The sequence below is a fragment of the Streptomyces nidicola genome (genome assembly GCF_050106155.1).
Classification (GTDB): domain Bacteria; phylum Actinomycetota; class Actinomycetes; order Streptomycetales; family Streptomycetaceae; genus Streptomyces.
This window is the reverse complement of record NZ_JBNBPI010000001.1, coordinates 4,102,239-4,119,189: the sequence shown is the minus strand read 5'-3', so window position 1 is coordinate 4,119,189 and position 16,951 is coordinate 4,102,239. Positions and strand designations below refer to the sequence as shown.

Here is a 16,951-nt window from a genome sequence, read left to right as displayed (position 1 = left end):
CGCAGGCCGTTTGGTCTGAGTTTTTCGGGCGGTACGGCCTTTGTACTGGGCCGTACCGCCCGTACTCTTGACAGGTACGACATCAGGCTCCGCCTGGTGGTCTCAGGGCATCAAATAGTGGGTGCCCCTGACTGAAGGATTCACTTCATGCTGATTGCTCAGCGTCCCTCGTTGACCGAAGAGGTCGTCGACGAATTCCGCTCCCGGTTCGTGATCGAGCCGCTGGAGCCGGGCTTCGGCTACACCCTCGGCAACTCCCTCCGCCGCACGCTCCTCTCGTCGATCCCCGGCGCTGCTGTCACCAGCATCCGCATCGACGGTGTCCTGCACGAGTTCACCACCGTGCCGGGCGTCAAGGAGGACGTCACCGACCTCATCCTGAACATCAAGCAGCTGGTCGTCTCCTCGGAGCACGACGAGCCGGTCGTGATGTACCTGCGCAAGCAGGGCCCGGGTCTGGTCACCGCCGCCGACATCGCGCCCCCGGCCGGTGTCGAGGTGCACAACCCCGACCTCGTCCTCGCCACGCTCAACGGCAAGGGCAAGCTGGAGATGGAGTTGACCGTCGAGCGCGGTCGCGGCTACGTCTCCGCCGTGCAGAACAAGCAGGTCGGTCAGGAGATCGGGCGCATCCCGGTCGACTCGATCTACTCGCCGGTTCTCAAGGTCACGTACAAGGTCGAGGCCACGCGTGTCGAGCAGCGCACCGACTTCGACAAGCTGATCGTCGACGTCGAGACGAAGCAGGCCATGCGTCCGCGTGACGCCATGGCGTCGGCCGGTAAGACCCTGGTCGAGCTGTTCGGTCTCGCCCGCGAGCTGAACATCGACGCCGAGGGCATCGACATGGGTCCGTCCCCGACGGACGCCGCCCTGGCCGCCGATCTGGCGCTGCCGATCGAGGAGCTCGAGCTCACCGTTCGGTCGTACAACTGCCTCAAGCGCGAGGGCATCCACTCCGTGGGTGAGCTCGTCGCCCGCTCCGAGGCCGACCTGCTCGACATCCGCAACTTCGGTGCGAAGTCGATCGACGAGGTCAAGGCGAAGCTGGCCGGCATGGGCCTGGCCCTCAAGGACAGCCCGCCCGGATTCGACCCGACCGCCGCCGCGGACGCCTTCGGCGCCGACGACGACGCGGACGCCGGGTTCGTCGAGACCGAGCAGTACTGAGCCGCTCCGCTTCGGAGGTCGGCTTAATCGCTGCGGAGCCGTCGTTGCGGTTGCGCAGTTCCCCGCGCCCCTTTCAGGGGCTCGGGGTCTCCGACGGGCAACCCCGCTCGCTCGGACACTGACTCCGGTACCTGATACGGCCGGGGCAGACACCTAGGAGAAACATCATGCCGAAGCCCGCCAAGGGTGCCCGTCTGGGCGGCAGCGCCGCGCACGAGAAGCTGCTCCTCGCGAACCTCGCGAAGAGCCTCTTCGAGCACGGCAAGATCACGACGACCGAGGCCAAGGCCCGTCGTCTGCGTCCGTACGCGGAGCGTCTGGTCACCAAGGCGAAGAAGGGCGACCTTCACAACCGCCGTCAGGTGCTCCAGGTCATCTCGGACAAGGGCGTCGTCCACACGCTCTTCACCGAGATCGCCCCGCGCTACGAGAACCGTCCGGGTGGCTACACCCGTATCACCAAGATCGGTAACCGCCGTGGCGACAACGCGCCCATGGCTGTCATCGAGCTGGTCGAGGCCCTGACGGTCCAGCAGCAGGCCACCGGTGAGGCCGAGGCCGCCACCAAGCGTGCCGCCAAGGACGCCGAGGCCACCGAGGCGCAGACCGAGGCTCCGGCCGAGGCTGCCGCCGAGGAGTCCAAGGACGCCTGAGGCTGACGCCTTGTGTGTGAGCGGGTCCGCCCTTCCGGGGCGGGCCCGCTTTCCGTTTCTCCCTAAGGATTGTTTGTTGTGAGTGATGAGGTGGCCGACGGCTTCGTGCGGCTGCGGCTCGACGTGAGCTACGACGGCAGGGACTTCTCCGGGTGGGCCAAGCAGGCCTCCGGGCGGCGGACCGTGCAGGGGGAGATCGAGGACGCGCTCCGTACGGTGACGCGGTCCACCGCGTCGTACGACCTGACGGTCGCCGGGCGGACCGACGCGGGGGTGCACGCGCGGGGCCAGGTCGCGCACGTGGACCTGCCGGCGCAGGTGTGGGACGAGCACCGGGAGAAGCTGCTGAAGCGGCTCGCGGGGCGGCTGCCGAAGGATGTGCGGGTGTGGTCGGTGGCCGAGGCGCCGAGCGGCTTCAACGCGCGTTTCTCGGCGATCTGGCGGCGGTACGCGTACCGGGTGACGGATCACCCGGGCGGCGTCGATCCGCTGCTGCGGGGCCACGTGCTGTGGCACGACTGGCCACTGGACGTCGACGCCATGAACGAGGCCGCCGAGCGGCTCCTCGGCGAGCACGACTTCGCCGCCTACTGCAAGCGGCGTGAGGGCGCGACCACCATTCGTACGCTGCAGGAGCTCGGCCTCGTGCGCGGGGACGACGGGATCGTGACCGCGACCGTGCGGGCCGACGCCTTCTGCCACAACATGGTGCGGTCCCTGATCGGGGCGCTGCTGTTCGTGGGCGACGGGCACCGGCCGGCCGACTGGCCCGGCAAGGTGCTCGCGGCGGGCGTGCGGGACTCCGCCGTGCACGTGGTGCGGCCGCACGGGCTGACGCTGGAGGAAGTCGGTTACCCGGCCGACGAGTTGCTCGCCGCGCGCAACAAGGAGGCACGCAACAAGCGGACGCTCCCGGGCGCCGGATGTTGCTGAGGACGGCGCCCGGGGCGGTGGCGGTCAGCCCGCCGTCGCCGCCGCGGAGGCCTGGATCTCGCCGCGCCGCTTGATCTGCTGGAAGGTGAATTCCTGGAGGTCGTCGCCGAGGGAGAACACCACGGTGTCCTTCTTCGTGGCGTCCTGGCCGTTGGTGAGGCCGCCGTTGGTGAAGTACGTGTAGCGGCCCACCGAGTTGGCGGTCTGGCGGCACACCGTGGTGCGGCAGAACGTGGGCACCCCGGAGCCCGGCAGCGAGACCACCGTGCCGTCGAAGTCGTACTGCTCCTTGGCCTTCGTCGCCTCCGCCTTCGTCTTGAAGACGGCGACACCGATGGTGACCGCGGAGTTGCCCTTGTAGTACGTGGCGCGGATCAGCTGCTGGCAGTCGTTGCTCTTCAGCACCCCGGCCAGGCCCTTCTGCGCGGCCGACGAGCAGTCGGTGGTGCGGGCCGTGGCGCCCTTCGTGTAGACGCGGTCACCGGCGGTGAACTTATTGCCGGGGAAGAGCGTGTCCGCGCTGATCGGGGCCTTGTCCTTCGCGGCGCTGTTGATGAAGTCGTTCGGGTCGAGCGGGGGCGGCGGGGTCGTCGCGTCGAAGGACGGCCCTCCCGACTTGCCCTCGCTGGGGATGTCCGCCGTGCTCGGCAGCTGCTCGGCCGGTTTGTTGGCGTTCTCGTTGCTCTTGTTCGTCGAGACGATGCCCCACGCGACCGCCGAACCGACGGCGAGCGTGGCCACGATCGCACCGCCGATCACCATCCAGCGCTTCTTGCGCGCGCGTGCCTCTGATGCCTCCGCGAGCGACGCCCAGTCCGGGGTCGATCCGCCGTCATTGGGCCCCCACGGGGATCCCCCTTGCCCGAAACTCATGGGGCGCATCTTAGAGGTACGGCCTGATGTGGCACGGGCCTCGTCCCGTGGCGGAGGTGTGAGGGCTTTCGGCGCGTTAGCGTGGAGGGAGACGACAGAGCGGAATCCACGGCCTCCGGAGCCCCGGAGGCCCGCGTTTTGACCCATCCGGGGCAGCGCAGGTAGTCTCGGTCGTTGTTATACGTATTGGCCTGGCCGTTATCAGGCGAGAGGCCCTTACGTAGGTTCCCTGGAGCAGTTACCAGTGGACGGCATACGGGCGCTGAACCCGGCACTGTCGTCCCCAGCTGCACGATCGCTTCAGTGATGCCATGTTCAGCACCCATCTACTGAAGAAGAAGGCTGCGAAGTGCGTACGTACAGCCCCAAGCCCGGCGATGTGACTCGCCAGTGGCACGTCATTGACGCGCAGGACATCGTCCTGGGCCGTCTGGCCACCACTGCCGCGACCCTCCTCCGTGGCAAGCACAAGCCGACCTATGCCCCCCACATGGACATGGGCGACTTCGTCGTCATCGTCAATGCGGACAAGGTGCACCTGTCCGGCAACAAGAAGACCCAGAAGATGGCGTACCGCCACTCCGGTTACCCGGGTGGTCTGCGTTCCGTGCGCTACGACGAGCTTCTCGAGAAGAACCCGGAGAAGGCCGTCGAGAAGGCCATCAAGGGCATGCTCCCCAAGAACACGCTCGGCCGTCAGATGCTCTCGAAGCTGAAGGTCTACTCGGGCGACCAGCACCCGCACGCTGCCCAGCAGCCGGTGCCGTTCGAGATCACCCAGGTCGCGCAGTAGTTCCGGCCACACCCCCTAAGACAGAAAAGAATCTGAGGAGAATCGTGGCCGAGACCACCGCCGAGACGCCGGTCGAAGAGATCGCCGACGTCGAGAGCTACACCACCGAGTCCGACGCGCCCGTCGAGGGCGAGTACACCTCGGAGTCCAACCCCGCCCGCTTCGGCGACCCGCAGCCGGCCGCCGGCCTGGGCCGCCGCAAGAACGCCATCGCGCGCGTTCGCATCGTGCCCGGCACCGGCAAGTGGAAGGTCAACGGGCGCACGCTCGAGGACTACTTCCCGAACAAGGTCCACCAGCAGGAAGTCAACGAGCCCTTCAAGGTGCTCGAGCTCGACGGCCGCTACGACGTCATCGCCCGCATCTCGGGTGGCGGCGTCTCCGGTCAGGCCGGCGCCCTGCGCCTCGGCGTGGCCCGCGCGCTGAACGAGGCCGACGTGGACAACAACCGCGGCGCCCTCAAGAAGGCCGGCTACCTCCGCCGCGACGACCGTGCGGTCGAGCGCAAGAAGGCCGGTCTCAAGAAGGCCCGCAAGGCCCCGCAGTACAGCAAGCGCTAAATCTCGCTGCCTGCTTGTTTTTCCGTTCGCCCCGGCGGCACGTATCGTGCCGCCGGGGCGTTCGTCTTATGTCGATGTGAAGGTTCGGAGGACATCAAGGTGGGACGACTCTTCGGCACGGACGGCGTGCGCGGTGTCGCCAACGCTGATCTGACGGCGGAGCTCGCGCTCGGTCTGTCGGTCGCGGCGGCACATGTACTGGGCGAGGCCGGCAGTTTTGAGGGCCATCGACCGGTGGCCGTGGTCGGCCGAGATCCGCGAGCCTCGGGTGAGTTCCTGGAGGCCGCGGTCGTCGCGGGCCTGGCCAGCGCCGGAGTCGACGTGCTGCGCGTGGGCGTGCTGCCCACGCCCGCGGTCGCGTACCTGACGGGCGCGCTCGGCGCCGACCTCGGTGTGATGCTCTCCGCGAGCCACAACGCCATGCCGGACAACGGCATCAAGTTCCTCGCCCGCGGCGGCCACAAGCTGGACGACGCCCTCGAGGACCGGATCGAGACGATCTACGAGGAGCACCGCACCGGCGCCCCGTGGAGCCGTCCGACGGGATCCGGCGTCGGCCGCGTGAAGTCGTACGGCGAGGGCCTCGACCAGTACATCGCGCACCTCGCGGGCGTGCTGCCGAACCGGCTGGAAGGCCTGAAGATCGTCCTCGACGAGGCGCACGGCGCGGCCTCGCGGGTCTCCCCGGAGGCCTTCATCCGGGTCGGTGCCGAGGTCGTCACGATCGGCGCCGAACCCGACGGGCTGAACATCAACGACGGGTGCGGTTCGACCCACCTGGACCTGCTGAAGGCCGCCGTCGTCGAGCACGGTGCGGACTTCGGCATCGCGCACGACGGGGACGCCGACCGCTGCCTGGCCGTGGACCACACCGGGTCCGAGGTCGACGGCGACCAGATCATGGCGGTGCTCGCGCTCGACATGAAGGAGCGCGGCGTACTGCGCGACGACACGCTGGTCGCGACCGTCATGTCGAACCTGGGCCTGAAGCTGGCGATGGAGCGCGAGGGCATCGACCTCGTGCAGACCGCCGTCGGTGACCGCTACGTCCTGGAGAACATGAAGGAGAACGGGTACGCGCTCGGCGGCGAGCAGTCCGGGCACGTCATCGTTCTCGACCACGCCACGACCGGTGACGGCACGCTGACGGGCCTGCTGCTCGCGGCGCGCGTCGCGCAGACCGGGCGGACGCTGAAGGACCTCGCGAGCGTCATGGAGCGGCTGCCGCAGGTGCTCATCAACGTGCCGGACGTGGACAAGTCCCGCGTCACCACGTCCGCGGAGCTGCAGAAGGCCGTGGCGGACGCGGAGCGTGAACTGGGCGCGACCGGGCGGGTGTTGCTGCGCTCCTCGGGTACGGAGCCGCTGGTGCGGGTGATGGTCGAGGCCGCGGACATCGCGCAGGCCCGGTCCGTCGCGGAGCGCCTGGCCGACGTCGTGAAGTCGGCGCTCGGCTAGCAGCCGCTACTTCGTGGCGAGTTTCCTGGCGGTACGTTCGCGCTGTTTGGCCCAGAGGTACTTCTGGGCGAGGAGCGTGAGCGTACCGGCCAGGACGATGCCCAGCAGGTTCAGCAGGAGCTGCTTGGTCGAGCCCCACATCTGGCCCATGTCGCCGTAGCTCAGCGCCACCGCGGCGTTCGCCGCCGCCGGGACCGTGGTCACCGAGATGGCGACGCCCACGAGGGCCCCGGACTTCGCCGAGGTGAGCGACAGGGTGCCGGCCGCGCCCGCGAGGACGGCCACCACGAACGAGAACCAGTCGGGCGCGTACACGAACCCGGTGTTGGGCCGGTCGCCCTCCAACTTGCTCTCGCTGAACAGGTGCACGGCGTCCATGAAGTAGCTGAAGCCCACCGTCACCGCCATCGCCACCGCGAAGCCGACGAGCAGGGCCACCAGGGAACGCCACGCGAGGCGCGGCGACCTGCGCACCAGGGCCGTGCAGAATCCGGCGAGCGGGCCGAACTCCGGTCCGACCGCCATGGCGCCCACGATCAGGACCGCGTTGTCGAGCACGACACCGCACGCCGCGATCATCGTCGCGATGACCAGGAACGCCACGTACGTGATCGTGAGCGTCGACTCCTCGTGCGTGGCGTCCGACAGCTGCTCCCACAGGACCGCGTCCGCGCCCTCGCCCGGCGCGTCCTTCTCGGCCTTGTCGGCGCGCAGGGACAGCGACAGGTCGATGTTCTCGACGGAGATCGAGCCCGACCTGTCGATGCCCAACTTCCGCAGCCCGCCGATGAGTTCGTCACCGGCCTCGCGCGCGACGTCGCACATGACGACGTCGCCCGACGGATTGCGGGCGGCGTCCGGGAGGACCACGACGTGCGTGGTCCCGGTCGTCTTCTCGATCAGACGCACCACGTCGTCCGTGGAGTCGGACGGCGTGATGAGGCGCAGATGCAGCATGGGGGTCTTTCTAGCAGCTACGGCTGCAGCAGCTACAGCTTGCGCAGACGCAGCCGTTGGACCTTGTGGTCGGGGCCCTTGCGGATGACGAGGCCCGCGCGGCCGCGCGTGGGGGCCACGTTCTCCAGCAGGTTGACCTTGTTGATGGTGCGCCAGGTGGTGCGCGCGTAGTCGAGCGCCTCCTCCTCGGAGACCTGGGTGTACTTCCTGAAGTACGAGGACGGGTCCTGGAAGGCCGTCGCGCGCAGCTTGCGGAAGCGGTTGAGGTACCAGGCCTCGATGTCCTCGGCGCGCGCGTCGACGTACACGCTGAAGTCGAAGAAGTCGGCGAGACCGACGCGGGTGCGGCCGTCCTTGCCGGGCAGGGCGGGCTGCAGCACGTTGATGCCCTCGACGATGAGGATGTCGGGGCGGCGCACGACGAGCTTCTCGCCGGGCACGATGTCGTAGATCAGGTGCGAGTAGACCGGGGCGGTCACCTCGTCCTTGCCCGCCTTGATGTCGGCGACGAAGCGGGTCAGGGCGCGCCGGTCGTACGACTCGGGGAAGCCCTTCCTCGACATCAGGCCGCGGGCCTCCAGCTCCTTGGTGGGCAGCAGGAAGCCGTCGGTGGTGACCCGCTCGACGCGCGGGTGCTCGGGCCAGCGGGAGAGCAGGGCCTGGAGGAGGCGGGCGACGGTCGACTTGCCGACCGCGACGGATCCCGCGACTCCTATGACGAACGGCGTGCCGGACTGGGCGGCCTTCTTGTTCGTCTCGCCGAGGAACGTGTTGAGCGCTCCGCGCAGGCCGTCGGTCGCGCCCACGTACAGGTTCAGGAGGCGGGAGAGCGGCAGGTAGATGTCGCGGACCTCGTCCAGGTCGATCACGTCACCGAGGCCGCGCAGCCGTTCCAGCTCTTCCGCTGTCAGCGGCAGTGGCGTCTTGTCGCGCAGTGCGCTCCATTCGGTGCGGGTGAGGTCGACGTAGGGAGTCACCTCCGGCTTCTGCCGGTGGGCGCTCCGGGAGGTCGCTTGTCGCTTGGACTCGGAGACCGGAGAGATCACAGTCCATTGTTACGGCAGTGTGGCGCGCGGCGGCAGGTGGGGTGTGTCACGCCAGGGGATCGGGGAACCCCGTTCGTCACAGGTTCGCCACAGGTGTGGACCCTGTGTGGGGGTGGCGATACATTCCGTGCACCCGTGGGACGCAAGGCTGCCCGCGGGGCGGGAGGGGAACCGTGATGGCAGCGCTTCGTGTGCCGAATTTCGTCCGCCGCAAGGCGGTGGATGCCTCCGCGATGGACGACTGGGCGAGTCACGTCCGCAGCGAACTCGCGCTGGAACTGCCCGACGAGGACATCGGCGAGGACCTGGACGACTGTCTCGACTTCTACCGCCTCGGCAGCAAGCCGCGCTGCGAGGAGGTCGAGTACCTGGAGCTCGTGCGGGACGCGCGGGACCGGATCGACAGAGGACGGACCGCCTGAGGCCGGACCGCCGGGGGAGTGCGGCCCGGGTCCCGGCCCGGCGACCGTAAGGTCTCCTGCATGAGCATCATCGGGGTCGGTATCGACGTGGCCGAGATCGAGCGGTTCGCGGCGTCGCTGGAGCGCACGCCGAGCATGGCCGAACGCCTCTTCCTGGACGACGAGCTGCTGCTGCCCAGCGGGGAGCGGCGCGGGATCGCCTCGCTCGCGGCGCGGTTCGCCGCGAAGGAGGCCGTCGCCAAGGCGCTCGGCGCGCCGGCCGGGCTGCGCTGGACCGACGCGGAGGTGTGGGTCGAGGAGAGCGGGCAGCCCCGGCTCCGGGTGAGCGGGACGGTGGCCGCGAGGGCGGCCGAGCTGGGTGTGCGGGGGTTCCATGTGTCGCTGAGCCATGACGCGGGGGTCGCGTCGGCGGTCGTGGTGGCCGAGGGGTAGGGCCTGCCGCCCTCACCCCTCGGCCGGCAGGCGCCCTACGCCCGGTGGCGGAACACGATCCGGCCGCGTGTCAGGTCGTACGGAGTGATCTCCACCTGGACCCGGTCGGCCAGCAGGATCTTGATGTAGTTCTTGCGGATCTTGCCGCTGACGTGCGCGAGCACCCGGTGCCCGTTGTCGAGCTCCACGGTGAACATCGCGCTGCGCAGGCACTCGACGACGGTGCCCTCGGCGTGCACGCCTCCTCCGGTGTTCTTCGCGGTTCCCCTCGTACCGCTCATCGGACCAGCTCCAGCGCGCGGTTCACGCGCCGCGCGCCGATGCCGTCGAAGAGGGCCGCCGCCGCTTCGTTCGACTCGTCCACCTCGGCCGACGCCGCCTGCACGCCGGAGCGGTGCAGGGTGTTCAGTACGTCGGCCAGGAGGGCCCGCGCGATGCCGCGGCGCCGCGCGTCGGTGCGGACCGCGAGCAGCCCGATGCGGGGGCGCCGGGTGGCCGTCGCCAGGCGCAGGAGGCCCAGGTAGGCGCCGTCCGGGGCCTCGGCCACGGTGTACTTCGCCGGGTCGACGACGGTGACGCCCGGTGGCAGCGGCCGGACCTCGGCCGGCATGGTGCGCCAGCCGACCGTGGCCTCGATCTCGTCCCGGATCGTGCGGTCGAGGGCGCGCAGCCGCGCCCCGTCCGCGGCGCCGGCCGGGACGACGGTGACGTCCGCGGGCGGGCGCACCGCGCCGAGGCCCGTGACGGCGGGGTCGGTGGGTACCGCGTACTCCCACTCGCCGCGGCCGACCGTGAAGCCGAACTCCCGCCATTTCGACGTCAGTTCGGTGTCGTTCTCGTCGACGACGGTGTGCAGCGGGCCCGGCAGGCCCGCCAGCAGGGACTCGGCCAGGGCCGCGAACGCGGTGTCGTGCCAGGCGTCGACGCTGATGAAGAGGCGGCCGTCGGGCCGGTGCGCGGCGTGGCCGCGGCCGATCACCTCGTCGTCCTCCAGGGCGTGCCACTGGTGGTCCGCGACGCGGGTGACGGTGACTGGGGGTGGAGCTGTGGGGCGGGTGCTTTGTTCGTTCATCGGTGTCTCCTCGGGAAGCCCTCGATCTCGGGGCGCTCCCGGCGACACCTGCTGTCAGCCGCCGGACCGTGACGAACTGAGGGAGCACCCATGGGTGACTGCGTTCACGGGTCTCACCTCCCAGCTATGACTGCACGGTCGTCGCTGACAGTAGCAAGGGGCGGGCGTCAGGCGAAGCGGTTTTCCACCACGTCCTGCCAGGCGCTCCGCAGCGCCCCCGCCACGTCCTGCGCCGAGATCGGCGCCCCGTCCGCCGCGTGCCGCGCCGCGAGCCCGTGCAGATGGGCGCCGACCGAGGCCGCGTCCAGCGGGGCGAGACCCGCCGCGAGCAGGGAGCCGGTCAGGCCGGAGAGGACGTCGCCGCTGCCGGCCGTGGCGAGCCACGGGGTGCCGGTGGGGTTCACGCGGGCCGGGCGGGCCTCGTCCGGCGGCGACACCAGGGTCGTCGAGCCCTTCAGGAGGACCGTCGCGTCGTAGCGGGCCGCCAACTCCCGTACGGACGCCAGGCGTTCGGCCTCCACCTCCTCGCGCGTCACGCCGAGGAGCGCGGCCGCCTCCCCGGCGTGCGGGGTCAGGACGGTGGGCGCCGTGCGGGCGCGGACCGTCGCCGGGTCCGCGAGGCGCAGCCCGTCCGCGTCGATCAGGACCGGGACGTCCGAGACCAGGACATCGTGCAGCCCCGACGTGTCGTCGCCGAGGCCGGGGCCGATCACCCACGCCTGGACCCGGCCCGCCTTCGCCGGCGGTCCTGCCGAGACGAGCGTCTCCGGGAAGCGGGCGAGCACCGAGTCCGCGGCCGGGCCCACGTACCGGACGGCGCCCGCCCCGCCGTGCAGTGCGCCCGCCACCGCCAGGACCGCCGCGCCGGGGTAGCGGGCCGAGCCCGCGACGATGCCGACGACGCCGCGCCGGTACTTGTCGCTCTCGCCGGTCGGCCGGGGGAGCAGCGCCGCCACGTCCGCGTACTGGAGGGACTCCAACGCTGCCGCGACCTCGGTGAGTTCGAGGCCGATGTCGACGAGGCGGAGCGCGCCCGCGTACTCCCGCGCCGGGTCGACGAGCAGGCCCGGCTTGTACGTTCCGAAGGTGACGGTCGCGTCCGCCCGCACCGCTTCGCCGTGCACCTCGCCGGTGTCGGCGTCCACGCCGCTCGGCAGGTCGACGGCCACGACGGTTCCCCTTGCGGCGTCGGCCAGTTCGGCCGCGCGGGGGCGCAGGCCGCCCTTGCCGCCGATGCCCACGATGCCGTCGACGACGAGGTCGGCGCGGCCCACGCGCTCCGTGGCGTGCTCGTCCTGCGCGTCGAGGACCGTGCCGCCCGCCGCGCGCAGCGCCGCGAGGCCTCCGGCGTGGGCCCGGTCGGGGTTCAGCAGCAGCGCCGTGACGCCCGCGCCCCGGCGGGCGAGGCGGGCGCCCGCGTACAGGGCGTCGCCGCCGTTGTCCCCCGAGCCGACGAGGAGCGTGACGCGGGAGCCGTACACCTTGCCGAGCAGATCGGCGCAGGCGGTGGCGAGACCGGCCGCCGCGCGCTGCATCAGCGCGCCTTCGGGCAGCCGCGCCATGAGGGCGCGCTCGGCGGACCTGACCGTCTCTACGTCGTGGGCGAGTCGCATGCCATCGAGTGTCCCTCAGTGCGGCTGTCCCGGCCGAAGTGAACTGCCGCCCCGGCCGAAGCGGGCCGCCGCCCCGGCCGAAGCGGGCCGCCGCCCCGGCCGAAGCGGGCCGCCGATCCGGCCGAAGTGATTTGTGCCGGATTGGCCAACGGATCTCGTGTCACACCCCTCTGAGACACTGACCTCACCATGAACGAGAACGTGACTGCCCCGCTCCGCGCCCGCGCCGAGATCGACCTGGCCGCGCTCAAGGCCAATGTGCGAGCCCTGCGCGCCCATGCGCCCGGGGCCGCGTTCATGGCGGTCGTGAAGGCGGACGGGTACGGGCACGGCATGATCCCGGTCGCGCGGGCCGCCAAGGACGCGGGGGCCGAGTGGCTGGGGGCCGCCACCGCCGAGGAGGCGCTGGAGCTGCGCGCGGCGGGTCTCACCGGCCGCATCCTGTGCTGGCTGTGGGTGCCGGGCGGGCCCTGGCGGGAGGGGATCGAGGCCGATCTCGACATGTCGGTGAGCGGCATGTGGGCGCTGCGCGAGGTCGTCGACGCCGCGCGCGCGGCGGGCCGGACCGCCCGTATCCAGCTCAAGGCCGACACGGGCCTCGGGCGGAACGGCTGCCTGCCCGCCGACTGGCCCGAGCTCGTACGGGAGTCGCTGAAGGCGCAGCGGGACGGGTTCGTGAACGTCACGGGGCTCTGGTCGCACTTCGCGTGCGCCGACGAGCCCGGGCATCCGTCCATCGCCGCCCAGCTGACCGCCTTCCGGGAGATGGTCGCGCACGCGGAGGGCGAGGGCGTCACCCCGGAGGTCCGGCACATCGCCAACTCGCCGGGGACGCTGACCCTTCCCGAGACGCACTTCGACCTCGTGCGCCCCGGCATCGCGATGTACGGGATCTCGCCGAGCCCCGAGGTCGGCGCGCCCGGCGACTTCGGGCTTCGCCCCGTGATGACGCTGAAGGCGAATCTCGCGCTCGTGAAGCACGCGCCGGGTGGACTCGGCGTCAGTTACGGGCATCACTACGTCACACCGGGCGAGACGACGCTCGGCCTCGTCCCATTGGGCTACGCGGACGGCATTCCGCGACACGCGTCCGGTACGGCCCCGGTCCTGATCGGCGGCAAGCGGCGGACGATCGCGGGCCGGGTGGCCATGGACCAGTTCGTCGTCGACCTGGGCGGCGACGAGCCGGCCGCGGGGGACGAGGCGGTGCTCTTCGGGCCCGGTGACGGCGGCGAGCCGACCGCGGAGGACTGGGCGGTCGCGTCGGGCACCATCGCGTACGAGATCGTCACGCGCATCGGATCCCGCGTACCGCGCGTCTACGTAGACGAGGACGAAGAAGGCGGCGCCACGCGCGCGTGACCGGCGTCACGCCTTGAAGGTCCACCGACACGGCTGTCCGAGCCGCCACCATGTGAAGCGACAACGGAACGGGTAACCCGACACCGGACGACAGGCAGGACGCGGAGCAGGGAGCGGCACGTGAGCGAGAGCAGCGCACCGGCCACGGCGGCCGTCGTCGAAGCGGCGGAGCAGGCCGCGTCGGGGAACTGGCGGCGGGCCGGCCTCGCGGGCGCCGCCATAGGTGTGGTCGCGGCCGGGGCCGCCGCGGGCGTCGCCATCGAGCGGCTGACCGTGGGGCGCGGGATGCGCAGGAAGGCGCGGCTCGCGCTCGACGCGTCGGGGCCCTACGGAGCACTGCGCGGCGTGCCGGGGAAGGCGTACGCGGAGGACGGCACGGAGCTGTACTACGAGGTCGACGAGGCGGACCCGGAGGCCGGTGGTGCGACGCCGCGCAGACGCCGCCTGTTCGGCCGCAAGACCCCGGCGCCCGTCACCGTCGTCTTCAGCCACGGTTACTGCCTGGGGCAGGACTCCTGGCACTTCCAGCGCGCGGCGCTGCGCGGCGTCGTCCGCTGCGTGTACTGGGACCAGCGCAGCCACGGGCGTTCGGGGCGGGGTGTCGAGCAGGTCGAGGACGGGGTGCCGGTCTCCATCGACCGGCTCGGCAGCGACCTGCAGGCCGTGATCGAGGCGGCCGCGCCCGAGGGGCCGCTCGTCCTCGTCGGCCACTCCATGGGCGGCATGACCGTGATGGCGCTCGCCGACCGGTGTCCCGAGCTGATCCGCGACAGGGTCGTGGGCGTCGCCCTCATCGGTACGTCGTCGGGGAAGCTCGGCGAGGTGAACTACGGGCTGCCGGTGGCCGGGGTGAACGCGGTGCGGCGGGTGCTGCCCGGCGTACTGAAGGCGCTCGGGCAGCGGGCCGACCTCGTGGAGAAGGGGCGCCGGGCGACGGCCGACCTGTTCGCGGGGATCATCAAGCGGTACTCGTTCGCCTCGCGGGACGTCGACCCCGCCGTCGCCCGGTTCGCCGAGCGGATGATCGAGGGGACGCCGATCGACGTGGTGGCCGAGTTCTACCCGGCGTTCGAGGAGCACGACAAGGCGGACGCCCTGGCGCGCTTCGCGGACCTGCCCGTGCTCGTCCTCGCGGGGGAGCACGACCTGGTCACGCCGAGCGACCACAGCGAGGCGATCGCGGCGCTGCTGCCGGACGCCGAGTACGTGCTGGTGCCGGACGCCGGGCACCTCGTGATGCTGGAGCACCCGGAGGTCGTGACGGACCGGCTCGCGGACCTTTTGGTGCGTGCAAGGGAAAAGGCGCGCAGCGCGGCCTCGTAGGGGTGGCGGTGGGAGACGGGAGGGCGGTGCCGACAGCCGCTACCGTGGGGATTTATGGAGACACCGGCAACACCGCACAGCCCGGCGGCTGAGCCCGCCACCACCCCCGTCAGCACGGTCACCGTGACCGTCAACTCCCCGGACGAGATGCGGGAGTTGGGGCTCGCCCTGGCCAAACAGCTGCGCCCCGGCGACCTCGTGATGCTCACCGGCGAGCTGGGCGCGGGCAAGACGACGCTGACCCGCGGGCTCGGCGCGGGCATGGGCGTGCGCGGCGCGGTGACCTCGCCGACCTTCGTGATCGCCCGGGTGCATCCGCCGCTCGGCGAGGGCCCGGCCCTGGTGCACGTCGACGCGTACCGGCTCGGCGGCGGGCTCGACGAGATGGAGGACCTCGACCTCGACGTGTCCCTGCCGGACTCCGTGGTGGTCGTGGAGTGGGGCGACGGCAAGGTCGAGGAGCTGTCCGACGACCGGCTTCACGTGATCATCGACCGGGCCACGGGCGACACCACGGACGAGGTCCGGGTCGTGACGTTCAACGGGATCGGGGAGCGGTGGACCGAGGCGGACCTGGGGTCGCTCACGGGCTGACCCCCGTATCCCGGACACATCCCGACAGCGCGTCGGCAAATTCTTGCGCGGCGTGGCTTCGGCGTGTTCACATGGAGGCCGGTGCTGGTTAGGTCTACCTAACCACGTCCCTCGACCGCCGCCGGGAGGCATCCATGTCGACTTCGGAACGTGAAGGTGTGCGCGCAGTGTCGATGCGGGATCTTTTGGCGTCGTGTGCGGCGGCCCGCGCCGTGTCCACGCCGCCGGCTCCGCCGAGGGGGCGGGAGGCGTTGGTGCGCCGCGACGGGGTTGCGGACACGGGGCGCTGCCCCGGACCCCGCTGCCTCTCGTCCGAGGGCGGGGCTTGAACTACTTGACGACGACGACCTTTGCGCCGATCGTCGCGAACTGCCACATGGCGTCGGCGTCCTTGCGGGACTCGCGGATGCCGCCGGTCTGCTTGCCGGGGTCGGGAGCGGCCGTCGAACCGTTGACGGCGGCGCTGAAGCCGATCGCCACGCCGTTCGTGTTCGCGAAGCGGACCACGTGCTCGATCGGGACGCCGTCGGTGCCGGTGACGGAGCCGGAGCGGGAGGTCACCGAGTAGGAGCCGGGCGCCGGGTCCACCGTGCCGGGCGTCACCCGGAACGTCGACTTCGTCTTGTTGCCCGCGCCGACCAGCCACACCCGGTCCCCGCCCAGCGCGTACACGACACGCTCGCCCGAGCCTGAGCCCGCGGGCAGCGCCTTCGGGTCCGTCTTCTTCTTGGGGGCCTTCGACGCCGAGGCGGAGGGCGAGGAGCCCCCTTTCTTCTCGGCGAGGTCGGTGGGCGCGCTCGCCGACGCCTGGTAGGCGAGGAAGCCGACCACGACGAGTGATCCCGCCGTGAGCGCGGTCACGAATCCGGTGCTGCTCCGTGCCACCAGGTGCCTGCCTCTCAAGTACGAACCTCAGGGTGACGGTAGCAGTCGAGGCCCGGCGGCCCGGCCTTGCGGGAAGTCCGGACGTGTCCGCCTTCCGGTGGTCGTAGGCTGTTCGCGTGCTGTTGCTCGCTCTGGATACCGCCACCCCCGCCGTCACCGTCGCCCTGCACGACGGGACCTCCGTCGTAGCCGAGTCGAGTCAGGTGGACGCTCGTAGACACGGGGAGCTGTTGCTGCCCGCCGTCGACCGGGTGCTCACCGAGGCCGGACTGAAGCTCGACGCCGTCACCGGCATCGTCGTGGGCGTCGGCCCCGGCCCGTACACCGGCCTGCGTGTCGGCCTGATGACCGCCGACACGTTCGGGCTCGCGCTCGGCGTGCCCGTGCACGGCGTCTGCACGCTGGACGGGCTTGCGTACGAGGCCGGGGATGCCCTGGACGGGGCGGGGCCCTTCGTCGTCGCCACCGACGCGCGGCGCAAGGAGGTGTACTGGGCGCGCTACGCGGACGCGCGGACCCGTGTCACCGAAGCGGCCGTCGACCGGCCCGCCGACATCGCCGACCTCGTGAAGGACCTGCCCGCCGTCGGCGCCGGCGCGCGGCTCTACCCGGACACCTTCCCGGACGCGCGCGGGCCCGAGAACGTGTCGGCCGCCGCGCTCGCCGCCCTCGCCGCCGAGAAGCTGGCCGCGGGCGAGGAGCTCCTCGAACCGCGCCCCCTCTACCTGCGCCGTCCCGACGCGCAGGTCCCCAAGAACTACAAGGTGGTCACCCCCAAGTGACAGCCGTGGACGTATCGCTGCGC

General features: G+C 71.1%; 19 protein-coding genes and 1 pseudogene. 13 read left to right on the top strand and 7 right to left on the bottom strand.

Annotation, left to right across the window (positions count from 1 at the left end; all coding sequences use genetic code 11):
• The first annotated feature begins 147 nt into the window (after positions 1-147).
• The 3 genes from ACOKM3_RS18630 to truA all read left to right on the top strand — a co-directional run bounded on the left by ACOKM3_RS18630 (position 148) and on the right by truA (position 2,756).
• Positions 148-1,170 (top strand): DNA-directed RNA polymerase subunit alpha, encoded by a 1,023-nt coding sequence (locus ACOKM3_RS18630; RefSeq protein WP_003966937.1) that lies wholly within the window; start codon positions 148-150, stop codon positions 1,168-1,170.
• A gap of 167 nt (positions 1,171-1,337) precedes the next feature.
• Positions 1,338-1,823 carry a 50S ribosomal protein L17 gene (gene rplQ, locus ACOKM3_RS18625; protein ID WP_426901885.1) on the top strand — a complete coding sequence of 162 codons (486 nt, stop codon included), beginning with the start codon at positions 1,338-1,340 and terminating at the stop codon, positions 1,821-1,823.
• 78 nt (positions 1,824-1,901) lie between these two features.
• A complete protein-coding gene (truA, locus tag ACOKM3_RS18620; RefSeq protein WP_426901883.1) occupies positions 1,902-2,756 on the top strand; it encodes a tRNA pseudouridine(38-40) synthase TruA in 855 nt (284 codons plus the stop codon).
• Positions 2,757-2,780: 24 nt separating this feature from the next.
• Here the strand turns inward: truA and ACOKM3_RS18615 are convergent, their stop codons facing one another.
• A complete protein-coding gene (locus ACOKM3_RS18615; RefSeq protein WP_426901881.1) occupies positions 2,781-3,629 on the bottom strand; it encodes a hypothetical protein in 849 nt (282 codons plus the stop codon).
• Between the two features lie 349 nt (positions 3,630-3,978).
• On the opposite strand from ACOKM3_RS18615, the gene rplM reads away from it, so the two are divergent.
• The 3 genes from rplM (at position 3,979) to glmM (ending at position 6,440) form a co-directional block, all read left to right on the top strand.
• Positions 3,979-4,422, top strand: a complete 444-nt coding sequence (gene rplM / locus ACOKM3_RS18610; RefSeq protein WP_327661995.1) for a 50S ribosomal protein L13 — start codon at positions 3,979-3,981, stop codon at positions 4,420-4,422.
• Between the two features lie 44 nt (positions 4,423-4,466).
• Positions 4,467-4,982, top strand: coding sequence for a 30S ribosomal protein S9 (rpsI, locus tag ACOKM3_RS18605; RefSeq protein WP_327661994.1), 516 nt, complete (start codon positions 4,467-4,469; stop codon positions 4,980-4,982).
• Between the two features lie 99 nt (positions 4,983-5,081).
• A complete protein-coding gene (gene glmM / locus ACOKM3_RS18600) occupies positions 5,082-6,440 on the top strand; it encodes a phosphoglucosamine mutase (RefSeq protein WP_426901878.1) in 1,359 nt (452 codons plus the stop codon).
• A 6-nt stretch (positions 6,441-6,446) separates the two neighbouring features.
• Here the strand turns inward: glmM and ACOKM3_RS18595 are convergent, their stop codons facing one another.
• On the bottom strand, positions 6,447-7,397 hold the full coding sequence (locus ACOKM3_RS18595) for a DUF389 domain-containing protein (protein ID WP_426901876.1): 951 nt from the start codon (positions 7,395-7,397) through the stop codon (positions 6,447-6,449).
• 32 nt (positions 7,398-7,429) lie between these two features.
• A complete protein-coding gene (coaA, locus tag ACOKM3_RS18590) occupies positions 7,430-8,443 on the bottom strand; it encodes a type I pantothenate kinase (protein ID WP_426901875.1) in 1,014 nt (337 codons plus the stop codon).
• 176 nt (positions 8,444-8,619) lie between these two features.
• Here coaA and ACOKM3_RS18585 point away from each other — a divergent pair, with 176 nt between their 5' ends.
• Positions 8,620-8,865 carry a hypothetical protein gene (locus ACOKM3_RS18585; RefSeq protein WP_426901874.1) on the top strand — a complete coding sequence of 82 codons (246 nt, stop codon included), beginning with the start codon at positions 8,620-8,622 and terminating at the stop codon, positions 8,863-8,865.
• 60 nt (positions 8,866-8,925) lie between these two features.
• Positions 8,926-9,297 (top strand): holo-ACP synthase, encoded by a 372-nt coding sequence (locus tag ACOKM3_RS18580; protein WP_426901872.1) that lies wholly within the window; start codon positions 8,926-8,928, stop codon positions 9,295-9,297.
• Between the two features lie 35 nt (positions 9,298-9,332).
• Here the strand turns inward: ACOKM3_RS18580 and infA are convergent, their stop codons facing one another.
• The 3 genes from infA to ACOKM3_RS18565 form a co-directional block, all read right to left on the bottom strand.
• Positions 9,333-9,578, bottom strand: coding sequence for a translation initiation factor IF-1 (gene infA / locus ACOKM3_RS18575; protein ID WP_426901870.1), 246 nt, complete (start codon positions 9,576-9,578; stop codon positions 9,333-9,335).
• Positions 9,575-10,369, bottom strand: a complete 795-nt coding sequence (locus tag ACOKM3_RS18570; protein WP_426901868.1) for a GNAT family N-acetyltransferase — start codon at positions 10,367-10,369, stop codon at positions 9,575-9,577. Before ACOKM3_RS18570 ends, infA begins: the two co-directional genes overlap by 4 nt.
• A gap of 167 nt (positions 10,370-10,536) precedes the next feature.
• Positions 10,537-11,982, bottom strand: a complete 1,446-nt coding sequence (locus ACOKM3_RS18565) for an NAD(P)H-hydrate dehydratase (protein ID WP_426901866.1) — start codon at positions 11,980-11,982, stop codon at positions 10,537-10,539.
• A 189-nt stretch (positions 11,983-12,171) separates the two neighbouring features.
• On the opposite strand from ACOKM3_RS18565, the gene alr reads away from it, so the two are divergent.
• The 4 genes and pseudogenes from alr (at position 12,172) to ACOKM3_RS18545 (ending at position 15,590) form a co-directional block, all read left to right on the top strand.
• Positions 12,172-13,344, top strand: a complete 1,173-nt coding sequence (gene alr, locus ACOKM3_RS18560; protein WP_426901865.1) for an alanine racemase — start codon at positions 12,172-12,174, stop codon at positions 13,342-13,344.
• 120 nt (positions 13,345-13,464) lie between these two features.
• Positions 13,465-14,759 (top strand): annotated as a pseudogene (locus ACOKM3_RS18555) (alpha/beta fold hydrolase).
• Complete coding sequence (tsaE, locus tag ACOKM3_RS18550) at positions 14,722-15,261, top strand: tRNA (adenosine(37)-N6)-threonylcarbamoyltransferase complex ATPase subunit type 1 TsaE (protein WP_426901863.1); 540 nt, start codon at positions 14,722-14,724, stop codon at positions 15,259-15,261. The pseudogene ACOKM3_RS18555 and the gene tsaE overlap by 38 nt, the downstream one beginning before the upstream one ends.
• Before the next feature lie 134 nt (positions 15,262-15,395).
• Positions 15,396-15,590: a hypothetical protein gene (locus ACOKM3_RS18545; RefSeq protein WP_426901861.1), complete on the top strand. Its 195-nt coding sequence runs from the start codon at positions 15,396-15,398 to the stop codon at positions 15,588-15,590.
• A gap of 1 nt (position 15,591) precedes the next feature.
• Here ACOKM3_RS18545 and ACOKM3_RS18540 read toward each other — a convergent pair whose 3' ends face one another.
• Complete coding sequence (locus tag ACOKM3_RS18540) at positions 15,592-16,146, bottom strand: hypothetical protein (protein WP_426901859.1); 555 nt, start codon at positions 16,144-16,146, stop codon at positions 15,592-15,594.
• A 116-nt stretch (positions 16,147-16,262) separates the two neighbouring features.
• Between ACOKM3_RS18540 and tsaB the strand changes: the two genes are divergently transcribed.
• Positions 16,263-16,928 carry a tRNA (adenosine(37)-N6)-threonylcarbamoyltransferase complex dimerization subunit type 1 TsaB gene (gene tsaB, locus ACOKM3_RS18535; protein ID WP_426901857.1) on the top strand — a complete coding sequence of 222 codons (666 nt, stop codon included), beginning with the start codon at positions 16,263-16,265 and terminating at the stop codon, positions 16,926-16,928.
• The last annotated feature ends 23 nt before the right edge of the window (positions 16,929-16,951 follow it).

Excerpts from the sequence above, each read along its gene's own strand:
- rplQ (WP_426901885.1), top strand. The coding sequence starts at position 1,338 with ATGCCGAAGCCCGCCAAGGGTGCCCGTCTGGGCGGCAGCGCCGCGCAC.
- ACOKM3_RS18545 (WP_426901861.1), top strand. The coding sequence starts at position 15,396 with ATGTCGACTTCGGAACGTGAAGGTGTGCGCGCAGTGTCGATGCGGGAT.
- ACOKM3_RS18580 (WP_426901872.1), top strand. The coding sequence starts at position 8,926 with ATGAGCATCATCGGGGTCGGTATCGACGTGGCCGAGATCGAGCGGTTC.
- ACOKM3_RS18615 (WP_426901881.1), bottom strand. The coding sequence starts at position 3,629 with ATGAGTTTCGGGCAAGGGGGATCCCCGTGGGGGCCCAATGACGGCGGA.
- tsaE (WP_426901863.1), top strand. The coding sequence starts at position 14,722 with ATGGAGACACCGGCAACACCGCACAGCCCGGCGGCTGAGCCCGCCACC.
- infA (WP_426901870.1), bottom strand. The coding sequence starts at position 9,578 with ATGAGCGGTACGAGGGGAACCGCGAAGAACACCGGAGGAGGCGTGCAC.
- ACOKM3_RS18585 (WP_426901874.1), top strand. The coding sequence starts at position 8,620 with ATGGCAGCGCTTCGTGTGCCGAATTTCGTCCGCCGCAAGGCGGTGGAT.
- ACOKM3_RS18570 (WP_426901868.1), bottom strand. The coding sequence starts at position 10,369 with ATGAACGAACAAAGCACCCGCCCCACAGCTCCACCCCCAGTCACCGTC.
- ACOKM3_RS18595 (WP_426901876.1), bottom strand. The coding sequence starts at position 7,397 with ATGCTGCATCTGCGCCTCATCACGCCGTCCGACTCCACGGACGACGTG.
- ACOKM3_RS18565 (WP_426901866.1), bottom strand. The coding sequence starts at position 11,982 with ATGCGACTCGCCCACGACGTAGAGACGGTCAGGTCCGCCGAGCGCGCC.
- ACOKM3_RS18630 (WP_003966937.1), top strand. The coding sequence starts at position 148 with ATGCTGATTGCTCAGCGTCCCTCGTTGACCGAAGAGGTCGTCGACGAA.
- alr (WP_426901865.1), top strand. The coding sequence starts at position 12,172 with ATGAACGAGAACGTGACTGCCCCGCTCCGCGCCCGCGCCGAGATCGAC.